Origin of the sequence: Exiguobacterium sp. SH0S1 (assembly GCF_004337165.1) — a bacterium.
Taxonomy (GTDB): Bacteria; Bacillota; Bacilli; order Exiguobacteriales; family Exiguobacteriaceae; genus Exiguobacterium; species Exiguobacterium aurantiacum_A.
The window spans coordinates 1,122,396-1,141,236 of sequence record NZ_SJVC01000001.1; the positions used below are offsets into that span (position 1 = coordinate 1,122,396).

Annotated in this window: 23 protein-coding genes; 7 read left to right on the forward strand and 16 right to left on the reverse strand. The window is 50.3% G+C overall.

The window, feature by feature from the left end:
* Window positions 1-53: 53 nt before the first annotated feature.
* The 3 genes from EVJ20_RS05740 to EVJ20_RS05750 form a co-directional block, all read right to left on the reverse strand.
* The gene (locus tag EVJ20_RS05740; protein ID WP_131507246.1) at window positions 54-1,145 is read right to left on the reverse strand and encodes a bifunctional 3-deoxy-7-phosphoheptulonate synthase/chorismate mutase; all 1,092 of its coding nucleotides are present in this window, start codon (window positions 1,143-1,145) and stop codon (window positions 54-56) included.
* A 135-nt stretch (window positions 1,146-1,280) separates the two neighbouring features.
* Entirely contained in the window at window positions 1,281-1,979 is a 699-nt protein-coding gene (locus tag EVJ20_RS05745; RefSeq protein WP_070329436.1) for a YtxH domain-containing protein, read from the reverse strand.
* 21 nt (window positions 1,980-2,000) lie between these two features.
* Window positions 2,001-2,519, reverse strand: coding sequence for a DUF948 domain-containing protein (locus EVJ20_RS05750; protein WP_131490410.1), 519 nt, complete (start codon window positions 2,517-2,519; stop codon window positions 2,001-2,003).
* A gap of 172 nt (window positions 2,520-2,691) precedes the next feature.
* On the opposite strand from EVJ20_RS05750, the gene EVJ20_RS05755 reads away from it, so the two are divergent.
* Window positions 2,692-3,804 carry an aminopeptidase gene (locus EVJ20_RS05755; protein ID WP_131463850.1) on the forward strand — a complete coding sequence of 371 codons (1,113 nt, stop codon included), beginning with the start codon at window positions 2,692-2,694 and terminating at the stop codon, window positions 3,802-3,804.
* 40 nt (window positions 3,805-3,844) lie between these two features.
* Here the strand turns inward: EVJ20_RS05755 and EVJ20_RS05760 are convergent, their stop codons facing one another.
* The 6 genes from EVJ20_RS05760 to EVJ20_RS05785 form a co-directional block, all read right to left on the reverse strand.
* Complete coding sequence (locus tag EVJ20_RS05760; RefSeq protein ID WP_016508447.1) at window positions 3,845-4,297, reverse strand: Dps family protein; 453 nt, start codon at window positions 4,295-4,297, stop codon at window positions 3,845-3,847.
* Window positions 4,298-4,400: 103 nt separating this feature from the next.
* The gene (gene murC / locus EVJ20_RS05765) at window positions 4,401-5,708 is read right to left on the reverse strand and encodes a UDP-N-acetylmuramate--L-alanine ligase (protein WP_070329432.1); all 1,308 of its coding nucleotides are present in this window, start codon (window positions 5,706-5,708) and stop codon (window positions 4,401-4,403) included.
* Window positions 5,709-5,794: 86 nt separating this feature from the next.
* Window positions 5,795-6,679 carry a hypothetical protein gene (locus EVJ20_RS05770; RefSeq protein ID WP_131507248.1) on the reverse strand — a complete coding sequence of 295 codons (885 nt, stop codon included), beginning with the start codon at window positions 6,677-6,679 and terminating at the stop codon, window positions 5,795-5,797.
* A gap of 54 nt (window positions 6,680-6,733) precedes the next feature.
* Window positions 6,734-7,354: a YtpR family tRNA-binding protein gene (gene ytpR, locus EVJ20_RS05775; RefSeq protein WP_131440072.1), complete on the reverse strand. Its 621-nt coding sequence runs from the start codon at window positions 7,352-7,354 to the stop codon at window positions 6,734-6,736.
* A 48-nt stretch (window positions 7,355-7,402) separates the two neighbouring features.
* Entirely contained in the window at window positions 7,403-8,197 is a 795-nt protein-coding gene (locus tag EVJ20_RS05780) for a DUF1444 family protein (RefSeq protein ID WP_131507250.1), read from the reverse strand.
* 5 nt (window positions 8,198-8,202) lie between these two features.
* Complete coding sequence (locus EVJ20_RS05785) at window positions 8,203-8,514, reverse strand: thioredoxin family protein (protein WP_070329428.1); 312 nt, start codon at window positions 8,512-8,514, stop codon at window positions 8,203-8,205.
* Between the two features lie 114 nt (window positions 8,515-8,628).
* On the opposite strand from EVJ20_RS05785, the gene EVJ20_RS05790 reads away from it, so the two are divergent.
* Window positions 8,629-8,961: a hypothetical protein gene (locus tag EVJ20_RS05790; protein WP_016508496.1), complete on the forward strand. Its 333-nt coding sequence runs from the start codon at window positions 8,629-8,631 to the stop codon at window positions 8,959-8,961.
* Between the two features lie 65 nt (window positions 8,962-9,026).
* On the opposite strand, the gene EVJ20_RS05795 is transcribed toward EVJ20_RS05790, so the two are convergent.
* Together EVJ20_RS05795 and EVJ20_RS05800 are read right to left on the reverse strand one after the other, a co-directional pair.
* Window positions 9,027-10,043 carry a PTS transporter subunit IIC gene (locus EVJ20_RS05795; RefSeq protein ID WP_131463854.1) on the reverse strand — a complete coding sequence of 339 codons (1,017 nt, stop codon included), beginning with the start codon at window positions 10,041-10,043 and terminating at the stop codon, window positions 9,027-9,029.
* A 128-nt stretch (window positions 10,044-10,171) separates the two neighbouring features.
* Window positions 10,172-11,245: a M42 family metallopeptidase gene (locus EVJ20_RS05800; RefSeq protein ID WP_070329426.1), complete on the reverse strand. Its 1,074-nt coding sequence runs from the start codon at window positions 11,243-11,245 to the stop codon at window positions 10,172-10,174.
* A gap of 136 nt (window positions 11,246-11,381) precedes the next feature.
* Between EVJ20_RS05800 and EVJ20_RS05805 the strand changes: the two genes are divergently transcribed.
* The 4 genes from EVJ20_RS05805 (at window position 11,382) to dhaM (ending at window position 13,736) form a co-directional block, all read left to right on the forward strand.
* Window positions 11,382-11,684 (forward strand): PepSY domain-containing protein, encoded by a 303-nt coding sequence (locus EVJ20_RS05805; protein WP_016508468.1) that lies wholly within the window; start codon window positions 11,382-11,384, stop codon window positions 11,682-11,684.
* 103 nt (window positions 11,685-11,787) lie between these two features.
* On the forward strand, window positions 11,788-12,765 hold the full coding sequence (gene dhaK / locus EVJ20_RS05810) for a dihydroxyacetone kinase subunit DhaK (RefSeq protein WP_071397850.1): 978 nt from the start codon (window positions 11,788-11,790) through the stop codon (window positions 12,763-12,765).
* Window positions 12,766-12,784: 19 nt separating this feature from the next.
* Complete coding sequence (gene dhaL / locus EVJ20_RS05815) at window positions 12,785-13,375, forward strand: dihydroxyacetone kinase subunit DhaL (RefSeq protein WP_131507252.1); 591 nt, start codon at window positions 12,785-12,787, stop codon at window positions 13,373-13,375.
* Window positions 13,376-13,391: 16 nt separating this feature from the next.
* The gene (gene dhaM, locus EVJ20_RS05820) at window positions 13,392-13,736 is read left to right on the forward strand and encodes a dihydroxyacetone kinase phosphoryl donor subunit DhaM (protein WP_255569939.1); all 345 of its coding nucleotides are present in this window, start codon (window positions 13,392-13,394) and stop codon (window positions 13,734-13,736) included.
* A 143-nt stretch (window positions 13,737-13,879) separates the two neighbouring features.
* On the opposite strand, the gene EVJ20_RS15145 is transcribed toward dhaM, so the two are convergent.
* From EVJ20_RS15145 to trmB, 3 genes are all read right to left on the reverse strand, one after another.
* Window positions 13,880-14,107 (reverse strand): hypothetical protein, encoded by a 228-nt coding sequence (locus EVJ20_RS15145; RefSeq protein ID WP_070329422.1) that lies wholly within the window; start codon window positions 14,105-14,107, stop codon window positions 13,880-13,882.
* A 155-nt stretch (window positions 14,108-14,262) separates the two neighbouring features.
* Window positions 14,263-14,772: a hypothetical protein gene (locus EVJ20_RS05830; RefSeq protein WP_233589570.1), complete on the reverse strand. Its 510-nt coding sequence runs from the start codon at window positions 14,770-14,772 to the stop codon at window positions 14,263-14,265.
* A 105-nt stretch (window positions 14,773-14,877) separates the two neighbouring features.
* Window positions 14,878-15,525, reverse strand: a complete 648-nt coding sequence (gene trmB / locus EVJ20_RS05835; RefSeq protein ID WP_131463856.1) for a tRNA (guanosine(46)-N7)-methyltransferase TrmB — start codon at window positions 15,523-15,525, stop codon at window positions 14,878-14,880.
* Window positions 15,526-15,661: 136 nt separating this feature from the next.
* Between trmB and cydS the strand changes: the two genes are divergently transcribed.
* Window positions 15,662-15,772: a cytochrome bd oxidase small subunit CydS gene (gene cydS / locus EVJ20_RS15375; RefSeq protein WP_438802343.1), complete on the forward strand. Its 111-nt coding sequence runs from the start codon at window positions 15,662-15,664 to the stop codon at window positions 15,770-15,772.
* A gap of 45 nt (window positions 15,773-15,817) precedes the next feature.
* On the opposite strand, the gene EVJ20_RS05840 is transcribed toward cydS, so the two are convergent.
* Together EVJ20_RS05840 and pulA are read right to left on the reverse strand one after the other, a co-directional pair.
* Window positions 15,818-16,618 (reverse strand): phosphotransferase family protein, encoded by an 801-nt coding sequence (locus EVJ20_RS05840; protein ID WP_131490413.1) that lies wholly within the window; start codon window positions 16,616-16,618, stop codon window positions 15,818-15,820.
* A 44-nt stretch (window positions 16,619-16,662) separates the two neighbouring features.
* Window positions 16,663-18,828: a type I pullulanase gene (gene pulA / locus EVJ20_RS05845; protein WP_070329419.1), complete on the reverse strand. Its 2,166-nt coding sequence runs from the start codon at window positions 18,826-18,828 to the stop codon at window positions 16,663-16,665.
* Window positions 18,829-18,841 lie beyond the last annotated feature (13 nt).

The window sequence follows — 18,841 nt, forward strand, 5'->3', positions numbered from 1 at the left end:
GTCATCATTTTACCCTGTCTTCACGCTATATAAAACGTTTCCAATTGGAAAGCTTATTTTTTAACCAAATCAAGTTGAGGGAACTGAGCTGTGAGCCCATCGATGAACTGATCAAATTGATCGAAATCAAGCTGCTGCTGGGCATCAGACAAGGCGATTGTCGGATTCGGGTGCACTTCGACCATGACGCCGTCGGCCCCGACCGCGAGCGCCGCCTTCGCTGCAGGAAGCAACAAATCGCGTCGTCCCGTTGAGTGGGTGACATCGACCATGACCGGTAAATGTGTCTCTTGTTTTAAAATCGGCACGGCCGTGATGTCGAGCGTGTTACGTGTCGCCCGCTCATACGTCCGGATACCGCGTTCGCACAAAATGACTTGGCTATTGCCGCTCGCCATGATGTATTCCGCCGCATAGATGAATTCTTCGATCGTCGCCGCAAGACCCCGCTTCAGTAGAACCGGTTTTGACGTCTTTCCGACTTCTTTCAACAAATCGAAGTTTTGCATGTTGCGCGCCCCGACTTGAATGATATCGACGTAAGGCAGCGCTGACTCGACCGCACCCGGTGTCATAATCTCTGAGATGACACGCAAGTCGTGGCGATCGGCCGCTTGTTTCAACAGTTTGAGCCCTTCAAATCCGAGACCTTGGAAGTCGTACGGTGAAGTCCGCGGCTTATAGGCGCCGCCGCGCATGATTTTCACGCCGGACAACGCTAATTTCTCAGCAACTGCATTCACTTGCTCGAACGATTCGACCGCACATGGACCGGCAATCAATTGCGGCCGACCGTTACCGATGACTACATCTTTCAATGTGACGATCGTATCTTCGGCTTGACGCTTGCGCGACACGAGCAACGTTTTATCTCGGTCTTCTCCTTGCAACTCGGCAGACGCTTTAAACATTTCTTTGAACAAATGCTGAAGGCGTGACGTCTCGAAAGGACCGGGATTCGAGGCGGCGATGAAATCTAACATTTCTCGTTCTCGAACCGGGTCATACCGCTCCACACCTTGAAGACGTTTCACTTTTCCAATTTCGACCGCGAGCGTTCCACGACGACTAATCAAGTCGAGCATCTCACGGTTCAACTCATCCATTTCACGACGTAATCGATTCAATTGATCTTGTGGACTCATAATTTCCCTCTCATTCCTAATCCGTTCTTTCCAGAATCTTAATTATAGCGAACTTTATTCGCTTTGTCATAGACAAATGGGCTGTGACACAAAATCCACAAAAAAAGTGTCCGGATTGTCCGGACACTTGACGCATTATTTATTGCCGTTCTTCAAGTCGTTCTTCAATTCTTTCAGCTCTTGTTTTGATTCATCGTCGAGCAAGTCTTTGACAGGTGCCTCGAAATCCGACTCATAGTTCGTCGACTCGTCGCGACTATTCTTCGGCTCTTGCTTGCTCGCATTCGACTTATTCGTGTTCGATTTGTTCGCATTCGAATTGTTCGCTTTCGAGTTTGACTCGCCTTTTGATTGGGCCGATTCTGGCTTAGCGTCCGTGTCAGCTTGTTTTGTTGCTTCGCTTGACGTCTCTTCTGCTGCTTGATCGAGCTGTTCTTTCACTTCGGCTTCCGCTTCCGCGACGAGCTGATCCGCTTTTTCCATCGCTTCTTCGATTGAGAGTTCATCTTCGTCGACTTGCTGTTTCAGTTCAGCAGCCTCGCGTGCCTTATCTTTGACGAGATTGAGGACCGGAGCAGCCTTGTCGCTCGCTACTTTGATCCATTCCCCGACGACCGGCTCAGCTTTTTCACGTACTTCTTTTGATTTGACGGTCAAGCGTTCACGTGAAGTCGATGTTTTCTCATCGAGATAAGTACGTACTTCGCGTCCACTTTTTGGCGAGGTGAGCAAGGCAACGGCTGCACCGATGATACCGCCGAGGACGACGCCGGCTAGGAATCCGCCGCTTGATTGCTGATCTTGATTTGTTTGGTCTTTTTTAACGTATGTCATAATATATCCTCCTTGGGCTTGTTATGATTTGATTGTATCGTCTGTCGCGATTAATCCTGGTGAGACCGACGGCGTTTCTTGCTTACGCTCCCGGCGGCCACGACGGCGTGACGGGCGCTCTTCTGAAGAAGTTTCTGTTTTGTTTTTCTTGAATAATTCTACTGCGACCGAGCCCCAACGTACAGCTTGGGCAATCTGGTCTTTATTTTCGTCTGCTGCCACGTGAACCGATGAAGAAACTGTTCGTACCGACTCAGTCACTTCATTTAGCGAAGTACCAAGTTCGTCGAGGGCATGTGCCACCGGTGCGAGCAACTCTGTCTTCTCTTCCACGTTATCTACGAGACGGTTCGTCTTATGTAAGAGCGCCGTCACTTCCATTGTGATGCCATCTAATTGACGTTCTAAATTTTCTGTCGTATTCGCGACGCTGCCGAGTGTGCGATTGACGTTCGACAAGACGCGAGCCAAGAAAAATACGAGTACGACAAATGCAAGTGCTGCGATGAGCCCTGCAATGCCTCCTAAGGTGATTTCCATTCGTCCATTCCTCCTGTTCGATTATGTGGTGGTTTCATTATAGCACCATTATGACTGAAAAGATTTGTCACTACCGTTTTCGCCATCCGGTCTGATTATTCCTTTACCCGTTTTTATGTTTTCGATTACACTAAAATAGAAATAAATTAAAAAAAGTTTAAGGGGTGTTTGTATGAGAGATCCAAGAATCACGCAATTGGCAGACGGATTGATCAATTATTCAACCGAATTAAAGCCAGGCGAACGCGTTCTCATCGAGAATTTCGGCGTCGAGGAGTCGCTCGTCGAGGCACTTGTCGAAAAAGCGTACGAAGCCGGGGGGCAGCCGTTCGTCTTGTTGAAAGAAAGCCGTATCTTGCGGAAGTTATACACGCAAGCAAGCAAGGAACAACTCGAGTTGATGGCCGACATCGAACGCAAGCAAATGCAAGCGATGGACGCCTATATCGGTCTCCGTGCGGGTGATAACATTAACGAGCTGTCGGACGTTCCCGCCGAGCAACAAAAGCTTGTCGGCGCCACAATCGGTAAAATGCATACGGAAGATCGCGTCAAAGGGACGAAATGGGTCGTCTTACGTTACCCATCACCGTCAATGGCCCAACTCGCCGGAAAATCGACGGAGGCGTTCGAAGACTTCTATTTCAACGTCTGCACACTCGATTACGGCAAGATGGACCGGGCTATGGACGCACTCGTCACGCTCATGGACCAGACCGACCGTGTCACGATTAAAGGACCAGGCACGGAGCTCACGTTCTCAATCAAAGACATCCCAGCCATCAAGTGCTCAGGTCAAATGAACATCCCGGACGGAGAAGTGTTCACCGCACCGGTCAAAGATTCAATCAACGGCGTCATCACGTACAACACGCCATCGCCGTACCACGGTTTTACGTTCGAGAACGTGACGCTGACATTTAAAGACGGAAAAATCGTCGAAGCGACGGCGAACGATACCGAGCGCATCAATGAAGTGTTCGATACGGACGAAGGAGCTCGTTACGTCGGCGAATTTGCGATCGGCGTGAACCCTTACATCCAACACCCGATGAAAGATATTTTATTCGATGAGAAAATCGATGGCAGTTTCCATTTCACCCCGGGACAAGCGTATGACGATGCCTATAACGGCAACAACTCTTCCATCCATTGGGACCTCGTCAATATCCAACGTCCTGACTATGGCGGCGGTGAGATTTGGTTTGACGACGTCTTGATCCGGAAAGACGGCCGTTTCGTCGTCGACACGTTACAACCGTTGAATCCAGAAAACTTAAAATGAACAAAAAAAAGGTGCGCCTCCAAATTGGCGCACCTTTTCGTTATAGTTTCGTCTTTCTGCCGAGAGCAGCAGACATCATCCAAATTTCTTTTTCGAGACGCTCGATGTGGGAAACGAACGTATCTTCGATCGCTTCGTCCCCGTCTTCAAAGTTTTCCATCGCATCTTGCATCTCTTGACGGATTTGTTTGAAGTCATTGATCACGTCTTTGATCATTTGTTCTGTATCGGCGTGACGATCACCTTCTTGTAGTGTCGAGTGCTCTAAATACTCTTTCATCGTCGCATACGGTTCCCCGTCATTCATGAGTAAACGCTCGGCGACATCGTCATACAGCTCAGCGACCAAGTTGTAAAGCTCCTCTAATTTTTCATGGTATGTGAAGAAGTGAGGTCCGCTAATATACCAGTGGTAGTTATGAAGTTTGACGAATAATAGGCCGTAGTTGGCCACCTCTTTGTTCAACGTATTCAATGAGCCTTGGCTTGCCATCCTTAACATCTCCTTTTTTGTGTTCAGTCGATAATACTATTTCCTTCTTTATTCGAGTTTAAACACAAAAAAAAGCGAATGGCCCGGGCCATCCGCTCACAACTTACGCTTCGAGTTTGACGAAGTTCTCATACTCGCGTTGATACGTCTGAATATCTCCTGCTCCCATGAACAACAAGACCGCATCACGATGTTGACGGAGAACGCCGACATCAGGACGTTTCAATACGTTCGCACCGTCGATCCGCGATTGAAGGTCTTCGATCGTGACCGTTCCTTCTTGTTCTCGGGCTGAGCCAAAGATATCGCACAAATAAACGGCGTCCGCTTCGGCGAGTGATGACGCGAAGTCATCCATAAACGACTTGAGACGCGTGTACGTATGCGGTTGGAAAATCGCGACGACTTCCCGTCCGGCGTACTTTTTACGTGCCGCTTCGACGGTGGCACTGATTTCGCGCGGGTGATGCGCGTAATCATCGATCAGGACTTGCCCATCGAGCGTCGATTCACTGAAACGGCGTTTAACGCCGTTGAACGTCTCGAGGCGCTCCTTCACAAGATCTTTCGATAAGTTCTCGTAGTCGCACGTCGCGATGACGGCAAGGGCGTTCAAGACGCTGTGGTTACCATATCCCGGAATGCGGAACGTCCCATAGAAATCGTCACGCAAATAGACGTCAAACGTCGTCCCGTTATCCGTCGAGTTCACGTTTTCGGCACGGAAATCGTTATGGGCACCAAACCCGTAATAGACGATCGGCACGTTCGCTTGAATCTGTTGAAGATTCTCATCGTCACCACAAGCGATAATACCTTTTTCCACTTGTTTCGCCATTTCTTGGAACGCATCAATGACATCGTCTAAGCCAGAGAAATAATCTGAATGATCAAAATCGACATTCGTCATAATCGCATAGTCTGGGCGATAGTAAAGGAAGTGACGCTTATACTCACACGCTTCAAACACGAAGTTTTTCGAGTCTTCCACGCCTTCGCCCGTACCGTCTCCGATCAAGAATGACGTCGGCTCAATCCCACGCATGACATGAGCGAGCAGACCCGTAGTAGACGTCTTTCCATGCGATCCTGTGATGGCGACACTTGTATAATGATCCGCTAGTTCACCAAGGAACTCGTAATATTTATAAATCGTCAAACCGAGCTCACGCGCGCGCAAGATTTCAGGATGATCGTCAGTGAACGCATTTCCTTGAACGACGATTTGACCTTCAGTAATATTTTCAGGATCAAACGGAAGAATTTCGATACCTTTCCGTTTCAATGCTTCTTCTGTAAAAAATGTTTTGTCAACGTCCGAACCTCGGACTTCATTGTTCATATCATTTAAAATTTGAGCTAAAGGACTCATGCCCGTTCCTTTAATTCCGACGAAGTGATAACGGTTCATCTGTAAATAGCCCCCCTAATTCATTGCGGTTTGCAGAAAAAGCGACAAACCTTTGTCATTATAGCAAAACTCATGGAGTCGTGCTATTACAGATTATTGTTTTTTTGAGCAAGGCGTCGGCTGCGGTACATCGCCATCCGGTCTTGCGGAGTCATCATGACGTTCAATGGAGGGCTATCCGCTTTGTAAGACACGTTGACAGCAGGTGTCAACTCGGCTTCGTCAAGAGCGTGAAAGGGCTCGTCGGTATCGGTCTGTAATGTTTTTGCAACATCCTCGACGACAGGAGCTACTTCTTCGACCGATGTCACTTCGATTGAAACGTCCGCTGAAGCTGCCTCTTCTTTTTCTTCACGGACGGCGATCTTTGACGTTTTCAAATGGGTAGAACCCATGAACACCGAGGCAAAGCCGTCTTCTAAAATAGATACGTCTCCGAGTAACGGTTTCAGATCACTCGGCGAGTCGGATACGTTGTCGGCCCCCGGTACAAAGGACTCATCATCGCTCAAGTCAGACGTTTCCGGGGAAATAATCGTCTCTTCTGGCTCAGAAGGCTCGGCCACAGTCTGATGTTCTGCCGAGACCGTTTCCTCTGCCACGAATGGAGATTTGACCGACTCATTCACTTCCACGACAACCTCGTCTGGAACGAAAGGTTCTGTAACTTGTACAGGTTCGTCGACGACTATTTCCTCGGTAACAGGCACTACAGTCGATGGTTCTGGATCAATATCAGGCTCGCTTTGATTGATGGACAGATCGTCCCTCGTCTCAGGCGAATGCTCGGTCGGTAAGTTGATCTTTGGTTTCGGTCGCGCATATCCATAAATCGGAGATGGGACGTCAGACGGAATGAACTCGCCCGTTGGTTCAGGTTTTGGTGCAGGCGCACTTTTCTTCCCTTCTTGGGATAGTTCGCGCCGAATTCGCTCTGCTTGCTGTTTTAATGAACGTTCATATGCATCCATAGTCGATTCCTCGCTTTTTCACTCAATCCTCATTTAGCAAAAAATCGGTCGAGTTTAGCGACCGATTTCAAATGCTTTCCCTACTTCATATTCGTCATCTAACACTAAAATTCCTTTTTCTTGCGGTGCATCAGGAAGGTTCAACTCGCGTGCTGAACAAATCATCCCGTGCGAGCTCTCGCCACGGAGTTTAGACGGCCGGATAATGAGACCCGACGGCATGACCGCTCCTGGTTTTGCGACGACGACCTTTTGTCCGGCCGCAACGTTCGGCGCTCCACAAACGATTTGAACCGTACCTTGATCGATCTCGACTTGGCAGATCGATAATTTATCCGCATCGGGATGTTTCTCAGCCGATTCGACATAACCGACAACGAACGTCGGTGTGAAGTCAACGCCCGATAAATCCGCTTCGATATTCTGCTTGCGTAAAATGACACCGAGCGTCTCAATCAATTCTGCCGTCAAGCCGACCGGACCGTGCCAGTCACTGACATTGAAATAGTTACTCGCATTGAACACGTTGTAGCCGTTCACTGATCCGTCCGCCGCTTTAACGATGGCGACATCGTCTTTTCGTTCGACGACTTGATGATGGCGATCGCCTTCTTTTAACAACACCATGAGAACATCGCCAATTCCTTCACGGTTATAAAAAGCATTAATTTGCATACGTAAATACGCCCCTTCTTTCAAACTAGACACAAATAGTTTAGCAGATTATGCGTCCGTTGGTGGGTTCTTTTTTCCAACAATAAAAATTGGTTCGAGAACGCCGTCCTCATAATGAAACGCGAGAGCTGTCACCGGGACGCGTCCGTTCGTAAAAAAGTCGAACATGAGCTGTTGCATCGCGTCATATCCTTGATCGTTCCGGATATCGGCGATGATCATCACATCTTGATGCGGCACCCCGACTAACATGTCTCCTTCGATTCGTCGATCCATGACCCGTAAAAATTCGTCATTGAGGATACGAGACGCCTCGTAGCCATCACGGGCAGACAGGAAATAGAATTTGTTGCCGGCGACATCGTCTTCTTTTAAGTCGGTCGGTAACTTTTTCACGTTATCCCGCGCCACTTGATCGACTCGCTCTTTCGTCATCATCGCATTCAAATGCCGCTCTTCAATCAAACGATACCCGTTGCCAAGGTCGAGGGCATAGTAGATGGCCGTCTCCGCCGTATGCGGTGTCATGACAAGCGCTTGTCCGGTTTTCGTTTCTGTCGAGAACGAAGCGGCCCGAATGACCGGGAAAATTTGGGCTTCATTGCCGACTAATTCAATCTCTTGGTCTGCTGTGAGGGCCGTTTTTATATAGTCGACGATTTCTTCAACCGCAATATTGCCGCGCACTTTTGCTTTGGCAACAAGTGGGGCCAGTCGAATGTTGACGCCGAACCGGTCAGCTGCCCGTTCGATTCGCAACACTTCATTTTCTCTGTCATAAGACGTCCGATACCCGTCAGTGAATTGACGTTCGATCGCTCGACGCAGTTCATTCCGTTCCATCTAGATCACCCTAACTCGCTAAGAAATGCTTCGACTTGCTCCGGCGTTTTACGTTCGCGTCCGACGTAGCGGTCCACTTCTTGCCCACCGTTAAAAGCGACAAAACTCGGAATCCCGAAAATATCGAGTTCTTGTGCGAGTTCCATCCATTCGTCACGGTCGACGTAGTAGAACGTCCACTCGTTGAACTTTGACTCCAGTTCGGGCATGAACGGATCGAGGAAGCGGCAATCGCCACACCATGTCGCTGAGAACATAAACACAGTCTTTCCTTGCTTCGCTTCCGTATATTCAGTCATCGTTGTCAGTCGTTTCATCTTCATCACTCCTGTTCTATTTTCCACGTTAATGATAGCATAAGTCCGTTCTCACAATCCGCTCTCGTGTTTTGCTATAATCAAGGGCGAAGACTATTTGAAAAAGGTGACGATATGACAAAATGGACGCGTGAACAATTAAATCCGGATATGAAACACCCACTCGAACAGCTCGTCGGCGCCGTCGGAATGCTCTCTATTCTCCGCTACGGGTACTTGTTCATCGATACAGATAAGACACGAAGTCAGATTCTCGTTTGGCTCATCGTTGGATTCGCCATCATTTACATCGTAGAACGTGGATTGAAACGCCTTGTCCGCTACTTGCCGATTGTCAGGAAACGTTTTTTACTTCCCATCTACGCATTGATACTCACGCTGTTCTTCGTCAGCTTTAGAATCCCGCGCGAAACCGTCGAGACCGTCCGTAACTTCTTCGGCTGGTGATCTGCTCGGCGTCAAATGAATAAGCGTCTCGCAACTTGGCGAGACGCTTATTTTTGTGTGTCGGTTCAATATTCGATTTTCATATCATTCGGCTGAATCCGGTTCATCCGGGTCAATACTTGATATACCGCATAGCTGAGTATGGCCGGACCGACGATCAAGAAACCGAAGACGACGATCAACGTATGCCAACTGAAGCCCATCGTTTCGAGCATGACGATCGGACCGACGAGGCCGCTCGTCCCCATCCCGGCTCCGGCCGCGACACTCTCTAATTCAAACAACAAGATGGCGATCGGGGCTAGCACCGCACCGGCAACCGTCGGGGGCAGTAGGATCCATGGATTTTTGACGATATTCCCGACTTGAAGCATCGACGTGCCAATCCCTTGAGCAACCGATCCGCCGATGCCGTTGTCACGGTAACTCGTGATCGCGAACCCGACCATTTGGGCCGCACAACCGACCGTCGCCGCACCGGCGGCGATCCCGCTAAGCCCGAGCATGAGCGCGATGGCCGCGCTTGAAATCGGGGCCGTCAACGCGAGACCCATGAGCGTCGCGACGATGACGCCCATAACGAGCGGTTGTTGTTCAGTCCCCCACTCGATCCACGTGCCGAGTTGGGTCATGAACAGACCGACATATTTCCCGATATACGTCGCACTCAAGTAGCCGATCGCGATCGTCGTGAATGGCGTCACTAAAATATCAAGCTTCGTCGACTTCGAAACGAGTTTGGCCAGTTCGACCGAAAGAAGCGTCGCGACGTAACTACCCGCCGGCCCGAACTCATAGCCGAACGTCCCGACGACGAGCGCTGAAAACAAGATGAGTGGCGGAGCCTGGAGCGCATAGGCAATTGCAATCCCGATGGCTGGTCCCGTCAAACTTATGGCGACGTCTCCGATTTGTTGGAGTGTATCACCGAGACCGCTAACGCTCGTGCCGAGCAATTGTCCGCCAATCGTCTTCATGATCAACCCGATAATGAGTGTACTGAATAATCCGAGTGCCATATAGCTGAGCGCCGTCACAAAGTAGAGTGACGGGCTGAGCGTGATCCCTTTCTTCTTGAGCATGGGATTCACCCCTCTTTCTGTTGTCTTGTCAGTCGTAAAGTTTCTGTCTTCACACTTTTATCAGTATAATCTTTTCCCGGTAAATATCAACAGAAAAAAACGCCACTCGGTTAAAGTGGCGTCGTTCATTAACGGGATGCGCGAAGCGTTTCCATCGTCGAACGGTCTAACCGTTTGACGAGCGCTTTTAGAAGCGCTTTGGCCGCATCGTAGTCATCCGTGTGCAAAATCGAGGCGTGCGTATGAATGTAACGGGCTGCGACGCCGATGACGGCGGTCGGCACACCTTGCCCACTCATATGGATACGACCTGCGTCCGTCCCACCTGGTGACACGAAGTATTGTGTCTTAATGTTTTCATCTGACGCTGTATCGAGCAAGAAGTCACGCATCTCAGGAGACATGACCATGACGCGGTCAAGAATCCGGATGAGCGCGCCTTCGCCGAGCTGACCGAATTCCGTCTTATTGCCGGAAGCATCATTGGCTGGCGACGCATCGAGCACGAGCGCGACGTCCGGCTGAATCATCTCGGCAGCCGTCTGGGCCCCGCGCAGGCCGACTTCTTCTTGGACAGTCGCACCCGAGAACAAAATGTTCGGGTGATCTGCTTTGGTCGTTTCTTCGAGCAACTCGACGGCGAGACCGACGCCGTAGCGGTTGTCCCATGCTTTGGCCATAATTTTTTTCGGATGGTGGAGCGGAGTGAATTCACTCGTCGGCACGGCAGGAACTCCTGGCCGGACGCCCCATGACTCCGCCTCTTCTTTTGAGTCGGCACCAATATCGATGAACATCTGCTTGATTTCCATCGGTTTGTTCTGTGCCTCAGGCCCGAGTAAATGCGGAGGCGTCGAGGCGACGACACCCGGGATTTTTCCGTTCGATGTTATGATGTCGAACCGTTGTGCCATCAGCACTTGGCTCCACCAGCCGCCGAGCGGTTGTATGTACAGCATGCCGTTCTCTGTGATCCGTGTGACCATGAACGCGACTTCATCCATATGACCGGCGACCATGATGCGTGGTCCCGACTCGTCCCCGACTCGTTTCCCGAAGATTGAACCGATTCCGTCCGTCATCACTTCATCGACGTGCGGGGTGATCCGATCGCGGACAAATTGCCGAACTTCTGATTCGAAACCAGGCGCTCCTGGCAATTCTGTCAACGTCTTAAATAATTCTCTCGTTTTTTGTTCCATTTTATTTCATCCTTTCACTCGTTCTGGTCTCATTATATACAGAATATTTCGATGGAAGCGAATGCTTTTCATTCCAATGGGGTACAGGTTTTGGTACGATGTATGTGATAGCCATAGTTCAAGGGGAGGTAGTCATATGAAGAAAAGGTATTGGTTAGTTGGAATCGGGGTTGCCGTCGTTGCCGCACTTATGACGAAAAAAGTGTTAGATGAACGAAGCTTATCGGCTGAAGATGCGCTCGAGTACACGAAACGGGCATTCTCAGCGAAAGGTCACGTCCAAGGCGCATGGATCTCGGCATCACCAGAGATTTATACTTATGACGGTCGTGAGTATGATGTTTACAAAGGCGGGATTTCGGTCCTCGAGAGCGACGAAGAAAAAACGTACCAATTCACGGTCGATTCAGAGACTGGCGCTTTACTTGAATATGCATGAAACAAAGTCGGCGAAACAATTCGCCGACTTTTTTGTTTAGTCCGTTCGAAAGAGTGGAAAATTGAGAATGGTAGTTTTCAAACTTAAAAAGGAGTGATCCCACGTGAAAAAACTGATTGGTGAAGCAAGTGAACTTGTGTCGCAAATGGTCGAAGGGATGGTCCACGCCCATCCTGAACTGTACGGTCGCGTCGAAGGGGTGAACGTCATCTGCAGAGCGGACGGCGCCAAGTCCGGAAAAGTCGGACTCGTCTCAGGTGGCGGAAGCGGGCATGAACCTGCACACGCCGGTTACGTTGGCGATGGGATGCTCGACGCCGCTGTCTGTGGTGAAGTGTTCACGTCCCCGACCCCAGACATGGTACTCGAAGGCATCAAAGCGGCAGACGGCGGCAACGGTGTGTTACTCGTTGTCAAAAACTATGCTGGTGATGTCATGAACTTTGAACTAGCCGGCGAACTAGCCGACGCCGAAGGGATCAAAGTCGATCACGTCGTCGTCGCTGATGACGTCGCGATTGCGAATAAAGAAGACCGCCGTGGCGTAGCGGGCACGGTGTTCGTGCATAAGATTGCCGGAGCCGCAGCAGCGAGCGGGAAGTCATTGGAAGAAGTGAAAGCGCTTGCCGAGAAAGTCGCATCTCACGTCCGCTCGATGGGAATGGCGGTCGAGCCGTGCTACATGCCCGTGAGCGGTAAACCCGGCTTTGACCTGAACGAGGAAGAGATGGAAATCGGAATCGGGATTCACGGCGAGCGCGGTGTCGAACGGAAACCGACGACCGACGTCGATTCGATTGTCGACGACCTACTCGAACATTTGACAAAAGAAGTCGAGCCTGGAGAAGTCGCCGTCATGGTCAACGGTATGGGTGGGACACCGCTGTCTGAGCTTTACGTGACGTACCACTTCGTTGCCAAAAAATTAGAAGCAGCTGGTTACACGTTAAAACGTAAATACGTCGGTAACTATATGACATCTCTCGAGATGCATGGTTTCTCCATCACCCTGTTACCGCTCGACGATGAATTGACAAGTTATCTTGACGCGCCATCAGCGGCGCTCGGTTTCAAAATCTAACAAACGAGGTGTTTAATCGATGTTGACGATTGAAGGGTTCAAACAAGCGCTACGCCATGCCCAATCTGAGATTGAAGCGAATAAAGATACACTGACAGACCTAGACCGGGCGATCGGGGACGGTGACCACGGCATCAATATGTCACGCGGCTTTGATGCGGTCGCTGCGATCCTCGACGATGAGTACGCTTCTCTCGGTGAGTTGAGTAAGAAAGTCGGGATGACGCTCATGTCAAAAGTCGGTGGTGCGGCCGGTCCACTCTACGGTTCGGCATTCGTCAAAGCAGCACCGAAATTTGGTGACGCGACCGAGGCCGACTTCGCGCTCGTGAAAGAAGCGCTAGAGGAAGGGACGGCTGCGATCAAAGCTCGTGGCAAGTCCACCGCCGGGCAAAAGACGATGGTCGACGTCTGGGAGCCATTTTTAGACGGTTTGAGTGAATCAGATGATTTCACCTCAAAGTTGGATCATCTCGTCAATGAGACGGAGGGGATGCTGGCGACGAAAGGCCGCGCCTCATACTTCGGAGAGAACTCTCGCGGTACAATCGACCCTGGCGCGTTGTCCAGTTCAATCGTCTTGAAAGCGATCATGAAGGAGGTCGATTGACATCGTAGAGCTCATCATCGTTTCGCATAGCGCTAAAATTGGTGAAGGGATTCAAGATTTGATGAAAGAGATGGCTCCAGCCGTTCCGATTCATCTTGCGAGCGGACTAGAAGACGGCAGTATCGGAACCGATGTGACCCGTATCCTCGAGGCCATCGAAACCGTCGGCAAAGAGGCACTCATCCTGTCCGATATCGGATCGGCGACGATGAACGCTGAGCTTGCCATCGATATGTATGAAGGCGATAAGAAAATCAAGTTCTATGACGGCCCGATCGTCGAGAGCGCGTTCGTCGCAGCCGTCTCTTCAGGAAACGGCATGGGTCTTGATCAAATTATGGAACAGTTGAAAATGACGTAAAAAAAGAGCCAATTCGCGAAAAGCGAATTGGTTCATCTTTTTTTATGTTCGATGACCTTGAGGCGCTCTGCCCGGCACAAGATTGAAAAAATGGTATGTATACAGTCTCTCCAGGCCAGTGAACTGGCCAACTTCTTCATGTTTTATGCGGTGGCTGCCATAAGGTTGGCGCGATGGACGATGGAGAAGTCGACATGGCGGTCAATCTTACGGACGAGGTGGTTTTTCGGGACCAACTGGTCTAACGAGGCGTCGGTGCGGATCGGTTCATGATGATTCCCTTCCTGTTCGGAGGCGGTGACGGTCCATACATACCGTTTTCCGTTTTCATCGGTTCTAAGAACATATCCAGGGCTTTTCTCGTCGGCCATCGAGGCCTCAGAAAAAGACAAACGGCCGCCAGATGGCGACCGTTTGCGTTGCTCGTCCGACGGCGCCCCGACTCCTGCAGGAAAGCGTGGGCGCCGGAAGGACGAGCGATTCTATTGATGTTAGTCAACAAGCTGAAGAGCCTCTCGGCTCTTTTTTAACGTGGATTATCGTTTTTCTCATAAATCGGATTCATGTAATCTGTCGTCGAGTAGAAGCGTGGTACGACGAAGAAAAGAATGAGCGCCGGAACCGCGATTAAGAGCAACATGATCAAGACCGGCAGCCAGTAGATGATCTGTTGACCGAGCATGTCGATGTTCGCGTCCGAAAACTCGGTCGCACCTTCGACTTCGACAAGGTCAGCCGTTGCAAGAATCTTGTTGTCCGTCGCATCGTAATAATGGAACTCCGTCTTACGTGTGATGAAGATGCCGTCACGTACCGTATCGAGTTCGACGACCGCTGCGATGACTTCGTTGCCGTTCGAGTGCGTGAGCGTCTCTTCTTTGACGATTTTAGCCGTTCCTTCTTTATAGTCGTAATGCGTCGCTTTCAAATCCTCTTCGAGTGCGTCTAAGAACGCCTCGTTTGCCGAGGTATTGAGTGGTGCGATTGTTAGAATGAAGATTACTGCAAGCAGGCTTGCCCATGCTTTTTTCAACATCCCCATATTCCCCCTTCTCTAATTCCAATTTAGCGTCATTCCTATTGTACCAAGAAGAAAGAAAAAAGTGTGAAGAAAATGCTATCAAAATAAGAAAAAAGCGTGTCAAATTTTTGGTCGGAACGCTGCTTCCATCCGGTAGATCGGCTGACCCATGGCGCTGAAGCGCTCTTCGTACTCGGTACGAACGTTGTCACCCGGTTCGTTTGCGTGCAAATCGAGTGAAATATCCGTGAAGTACATGCCGTATTGGCTCATGCTCTCGAGCGAATATTCGAACAGACTTCGGTTGTCCGTCTTAAAGTGGATTTCGCCCCCGCGAGGCAGAATCGCTTCGTATGTGGCTAAAAACGTCTTATACGTCAAGCGACGCTTCGCATGTCTCGTCTTCGGCCAAGGGTCCGAGAAGTTCAAGTAAACGCGGTCGACTTCCCCTGCTTCGAAGTAATCGACGAGTTGCTTCGCATCGACGGTCAAGACGCGTACGTTTGGCATCGGCGTTTCGACGAGTTTTTGGACGATCGAGACGGCAACGCTCTCGAATAGCTCGATGGCGATAAAGTTGGCGTCCGGGAACTGTTGGGCCATCCCGAGAACGAATTGCCCTTTCCCAGAACCGACCTCAATAAAGAGTGGATTGTCGTTACCGAATTCGGTTTTCCAACTCCCTTTCAACTGTTCGGGATTCGTGATAAATACATGTTCTTGGGCTTGCATATAGTCTTTAGCCCAAGGTTTATGGCGTAAGCGCATTGAAATCCTACCTTTCGTTCATGAAATGTTCAAGTTTCTGCTGACTGAGCCGCTTCACGCGAGCAGTCCCCTTGCGATTATACACGAAATCATTGTTTAATGAACATGAATCATCCCTCACAAGGAGGTTAAATCAATGAGCACGTTAGATCAATTCTTAATCTTTTATGCGGCCCCGCTCACGTTTTTCGGCGCCGTCATCGCTACGTTCGTCTGGGCGTACTTTATGAAACCTGAAGATGTCTGATGTATATCGAAAGGGATGACTCACATTCGTGAGCCATCCCTTTTTTCATTGCGTCCGTTCATCCGCTTCGTCGAGAAGCTCACGAAGCACGGTCAAACCTTCAGCTCTTGCCATGGCGCTCTGTTCACCATAGATGGTCAACACCGTCTGGGCAATCGCGTACCAGTGCATTCGGTAATGCAGATCGGGGGTCAGCGTGATCCCGTAATGGCTGAACCACTCTTCCCAATCGACTTCATCGACATAGCTATAGACGACCATCGCCAAATCAAACGCGCGATCCGCGATAATGGCGTCGTCCCAATCGGTCAAATAAAGAAGTCCCGACTCATCCTCAATCCAATTATTGTGGTTGAGGTCAGAGTGACAAACGACTAGTTCGCGCTCGTCATCGGGCAGCCGATGGTCTGATAACCAACGGACCGCCTCATCGATCGTCTCATCTGCCTCATCTTGCTCATAGGCGGCACATTGCCGGTACAACAGTTCTGAAGTGACCGGTGTATGGTTTAACTGCTGTAACATGAATAATAGCTCTTTCGAATGATGGATCTTTCCGAGTTGCGCCGCCACTTCGGAACGCTCCATGTCGGCAGGCGATAACTCGCGACCTTCGATGAACTGTTGGGCACTGAGAACGTCTCCGTTGAACATCCGCTTCGTCCACAATAGTTTCGGGACGATGCCTTCGGCGGATAGAATCGCTAAAAATGGAGACGAATTCCGTTTAACAAAGATTTTTTGTTGGTGCGTCGTCGCTACGTACGCTTCACCCGTAATCCCGCCTGCGGAAGCCACTGTCCACTCTTCACCGAGGGCACCGATTATATCTGAATACATGTTCATCACGCTCAAATCTCATTGGAAGTTAAAAAGATACAATCACAATATTAACACGCGATAATCGTCATTGACAACGACTCGACTTGAATCTGACTCGGGTTTCGAACAATCGGCGTCAAACTCGCCTTATCCCCTTGCACGTATACGTTCCAGTCGCCTTCGGCTTGGAACGTCACTTGCTCGAACGTCCCGTTCAAATACACACGCACTCGCTGCCAAGCATCGTAAGAATGGCTTGCTGTCAGTTCGTAAGCGATCACACCAGGCGGCGACGGGAGAAACTTGAACTGCTCGACTACTTTTTGCCGGGTATCATATCGGAAACACGTGTGGCGCCGGCGTAACTTGAGCAGCGTTTTCACATACTCCACTTCTGTCGCCCGACTGTCACGAAGGTCCCAATCAAAATGATTGATCCGATCAGGGGCGTTGTAGCTGTTCTCTACGCCTTGTTTCGTCCGACCGAACTCTTGTCCGGCGTGAAGGAACGGAACGCCTTGTGACGTAATGACGATCGCCGTGGCCAGCCGTTGCATCCGTAACCTCGTCGTCTCATCCGTATCCTCACAAGCGAGCAGCAATTTATCAAACGTCGTATAGTTATCGTGCGCTTCCACATAATTGATCGTATATTGCGGACTCGGGAACCGACCGACGGTGACGTTCGGAATCTGAACGGCACCGGTGATGCATTCACGAAGTTCCCACTCCCGCCATTCGTTCCCGGATACGAAGCCGCGCTCGCGCTCGTTGAACGAGGAACCTTTCAGCGCATCTCGCATCATATCGTTAAAATGACCAATTCGTGGCATATGCGCCGCATTGTGGGAAGACGCCTTCAAGGACGGGCCGAGCGGTGTCGCCAAATCCCAACCTTCTCCATAGATCAAGATAGACCTGTCGACTTTATCAAGCGACGTCCGAACTTGGTTCATCGTTTCCACATCATGGATCCCCATCAAATCGAATCGAAAACCGTCAACTTGATACGTCGTCGCAAAATAAGTGATGCAATCGACAATCATGCGACGCATCATATACCGCTCAGACGCTGTGTCATTCCCGACACCGGTACCGTTTGCGACCGTTCCGTCGTGCTCATACCGGAAATAATAATACGGCACGAGCGCTTCGAGCGACGACTGTTCACGAATGAACACATGGTTCATGACGACATCGACGACGACGCGCATCCCGGTTTTGTGTAACTCATTCACCATTCGGGCATATTCGAGCACTCTTGTTGTCGGGGCGCTTGGGTCTGAGGCGTAGCTCCCTTCTAAAGCGAACCAATGAATCGGGTCGTACCCCCAGTTATAAGGCATGCGTGTCAACTCGTCGACGCTGCCGAAGTCATGCACCGGGAGCAATTGTAAATGTGTGACGCCTAACTCTTTCAAGTAATCGAGACCGGCACTCTTGTCACCGGTCGTCCGAATCCCGGTTTCGACGATGCTGCCGTACAATCCGTTTAGACGGCTCGTCGAAGCGGGGTGGCTCGTGAAGTCGCGGATATGAAGTTCGTAGATGACGGCGTCAGTCGCTTTTCGGAGCGGCGGCCGTAACACCGGTTCAACGTGTTTCGCAATCTCGGCTTCGACATCGACCAATACGCCAAATTCGCCATTCAGGCTGACGGCTTTCGCGTAAGGGTCGACGATATCGTTCGTTTCGACCGGTGTTTTGACGTGAAGACGGTATAGTAAACCTTCGTAACCTTTTGGCACCTCGGCATGCCAAACGCCGCGGCTACCGCGCATCATCCGAAATCGCTCGATTTCCCGATGCGTGTCTTCATCATGCACCGTCACCCAAATCGAGAAAGCGACAGGTGACCAGACGAATACGTCAATCACATTTATGCCAAAGAGGAGTCCGAGCGGTCCATCGTAGGCGTATCTGCGTTCAAATTCATTCGTCTGGACAATTTCTCTCGGGACGACCACGATTGTTTTATGTCCAGGATGAAATACGGTATAAACCGATTCCAGCGTTACCGGGCGCGCGAGACGGATGTCCCGTTCAATCGTCCCGGCCTCAGTTGATCGTTCTTCGAGCACCACGTAAGTAACAGGGCGCCCATTTTGCTCGATTTGTACTGGAATGGACTCATATTCGGCGATGACTTCGAGTCGAACCGTCTCAAATGAGAGGAGCGTTGCCCGCTCGATTGTTACATGCGTTGTCGCCTGTTGATCAGGTGTGTGATACATACTCGTTCCATCC

Bases quoted from the DNA above. Each gene is read 5' to 3' on its own strand.
- EVJ20_RS05805 (WP_016508468.1), top strand. From the start codon at position 11,382: ATGAAGAAAAGGTATTGGTTAGTTGGAATCGGGGTTGCCGTCGTTGCC.
- EVJ20_RS05840 (WP_131490413.1), bottom strand. From the start codon at position 16,618: ATGAACATGTATTCAGATATAATCGGTGCCCTCGGTGAAGAGTGGACA.
- pulA (WP_070329419.1), bottom strand. From the start codon at position 18,828: ATGTATCACACACCTGATCAACAGGCGACAACGCATGTAACAATCGAG.
- EVJ20_RS05760 (WP_016508447.1), bottom strand. From the start codon at position 4,297: ATGGCAAGCCAAGGCTCATTGAATACGTTGAACAAAGAGGTGGCCAAC.
- EVJ20_RS05795 (WP_131463854.1), bottom strand. From the start codon at position 10,043: ATGCTCAAGAAGAAAGGGATCACGCTCAGCCCGTCACTCTACTTTGTG.
- ytpR (WP_131440072.1), bottom strand. From the start codon at position 7,354: ATGCAAATTAATGCTTTTTATAACCGTGAAGGAATTGGCGATGTTCTC.
- EVJ20_RS05830 (WP_233589570.1), bottom strand. From the start codon at position 14,772: ATGTTGAAAAAAGCATGGGCAAGCCTGCTTGCAGTAATCTTCATTCTA.
- cydS (WP_438802343.1), top strand. From the start codon at position 15,662: ATGAGCACGTTAGATCAATTCTTAATCTTTTATGCGGCCCCGCTCACG.
- dhaL (WP_131507252.1), top strand. From the start codon at position 12,785: ATGTTGACGATTGAAGGGTTCAAACAAGCGCTACGCCATGCCCAATCT.
- EVJ20_RS05740 (WP_131507246.1), bottom strand. From the start codon at position 1,145: ATGAGTCCACAAGATCAATTGAATCGATTACGTCGTGAAATGGATGAG.
- EVJ20_RS05770 (WP_131507248.1), bottom strand. From the start codon at position 6,679: ATGGATGCATATGAACGTTCATTAAAACAGCAAGCAGAGCGAATTCGG.
- EVJ20_RS05750 (WP_131490410.1), bottom strand. From the start codon at position 2,519: ATGGAAATCACCTTAGGAGGCATTGCAGGGCTCATCGCAGCACTTGCA.
- EVJ20_RS05780 (WP_131507250.1), bottom strand. From the start codon at position 8,197: ATGGAACGGAATGAACTGCGTCGAGCGATCGAACGTCAATTCACTGAC.
- EVJ20_RS05790 (WP_016508496.1), top strand. From the start codon at position 8,629: ATGACAAAATGGACGCGTGAACAATTAAATCCGGATATGAAACACCCA.
- trmB (WP_131463856.1), bottom strand. From the start codon at position 15,525: ATGCGCTTACGCCATAAACCTTGGGCTAAAGACTATATGCAAGCCCAA.
- EVJ20_RS15145 (WP_070329422.1), bottom strand. From the start codon at position 14,107: ATGGCCGACGAGAAAAGCCCTGGATATGTTCTTAGAACCGATGAAAAC.
- EVJ20_RS05755 (WP_131463850.1), top strand. From the start codon at position 2,692: ATGAGAGATCCAAGAATCACGCAATTGGCAGACGGATTGATCAATTAT.
- EVJ20_RS05785 (WP_070329428.1), bottom strand. From the start codon at position 8,514: ATGAAACGACTGACAACGATGACTGAATATACGGAAGCGAAGCAAGGA.
- EVJ20_RS05800 (WP_070329426.1), bottom strand. From the start codon at position 11,245: ATGGAACAAAAAACGAGAGAATTATTTAAGACGTTGACAGAATTGCCA.
- EVJ20_RS05745 (WP_070329436.1), bottom strand. From the start codon at position 1,979: ATGACATACGTTAAAAAAGACCAAACAAATCAAGATCAGCAATCAAGC.
- murC (WP_070329432.1), bottom strand. From the start codon at position 5,708: ATGAACCGTTATCACTTCGTCGGAATTAAAGGAACGGGCATGAGTCCT.